Below are 806 nucleotides of genomic sequence, written 5' to 3'. Positions count from 1 at the left end.
GGAGGTGTTTTGATGCGTCATAATTTCAGTGCTTCAAATATGATTAGAGGGCGTAACTAATGGATGATGTAAGATTCCCTGCGGCTCGTAATCACCCTGTTTTACACGCTGCACCAACCTTTAGACCAATCGCCAAGGGTAGGCGAAGAAAGGGCTTAGAGCGCATTCACGAAACGCCTAATGGCACACTAAAAACCAGAATGTTCTATGAGCTTGATGTGGCTGATCAGGATTTGCTTTTGTGCGTTTTAGCAATTGCTCGAAGTGAACTGTATCGTGAAGCAATAGATCAGGACGATAAGATACTTGAAGCCTTGGAGATAGATCTTAAAGGTGGTTCTATCAATGAAAAAGAGACTTTCAGGCTCTTAGAACTTCCAGCATTAAAAATATCACTAACAAGATATGAGTTACTTAAAGAGTTGCAACGCTCCACATCAGGAGCCAAGAACTATAAGTGGCTTGAGGCAAGTCTAGATAGATTAGGAGCTGTTAGTTTCAAATATGACGGTGCTCGCTGGTCTGGATCTTTTAATCTTCTCTCTTATCGGTTTAATAAAGATACTGAGCAATATGATATTTTTATCAATCCTATCTCTGCGCACTCTGTATGGTCTCAAAAAGCAAATTATATCTTTATCCATAGACAAGAAAGGCACTTGCTGAAAGCTGATGCTTCAAGGGTTCTTCACAGCTATTTATCAGGTGTGGTTCGCTTGGGCGAGACAAGGCATATAGGAATTGATACGGTGGTTAGTGCTGTGTGGGCGCAATATGACGAGGAAGTATCAAGTGATACCTTTAGA

1 protein-coding gene is annotated in these 806 nt (G+C 41.2%); it reads left to right on the top strand.

Annotated elements, in window-relative coordinates; translation table 11 throughout:
- Positions 1–59: 59 nt before the first annotated feature.
- Positions 60–806: replication protein C, IncQ-type (gene repC, locus R7Z50_RS26445; protein ID WP_318149607.1), on the top strand; the 747-nt coding region annotated here is incomplete at its 3' end.

The organism is Vibrio sp. 1249-1 (assembly GCF_033340495.1).
The sequence above is the reverse complement of the archived record's forward strand: the minus strand, read 5'-3'. Positions and strand labels throughout refer to the sequence as shown.